Here is a 424-nt window from a genome sequence, read left to right on the forward strand (position 1 = left end):
GTGCAGCGTCACGCCCACGGCCTTGAGAAACGCCGGGAGGGTGCTGAGGATAAAAGCGTAATCGAAGTTCATTGAAGATCCTGGACGCCACTGGGTAAGCGGCGGTGATGCGGTCCATGGGCAGCGGATGACTGCTCGCAGGCACTGACTTTAAAGGCATAAGAAGTAGATTTTAAATACCGTTAAAGCATATTTATATCACCCAAAAAACTATCCCCGCGTATTTGCCCGGACGGGCAAAGGCGACTATTTTCCTTGCGTCGCAGGGAAGACCTTCAGGGTTCAAATTCTTGATCCATCACAAGGAAGAAGATATGGCTGACGTAAAAGTGCCGCAGCGATTGGAACCGCGAGAGATCGTGAAATTATTGGTGGCGTTGCGCCGGGCGTTGAAGGCCAGGGTGGCCTGATCCGTGGCGAGGGA

At 52.8% G+C, this 424-nt stretch carries 1 pseudogene; it reads right to left on the reverse strand.

Annotated features, from left to right (window positions below):
- Window positions 1–72: pseudogene (locus OC610_RS28910) on the reverse strand (amino acid ABC transporter permease); the annotation flags it as partial.
- Between the last annotated feature and the right edge of the window lie 352 nt (window positions 73–424).

The sequence above is a fragment of the Pseudomonas agronomica genome, assembly GCF_025917275.1.
GTDB lineage: Bacteria > Pseudomonadota > Gammaproteobacteria > Pseudomonadales > Pseudomonadaceae > Aquipseudomonas > Aquipseudomonas agronomica.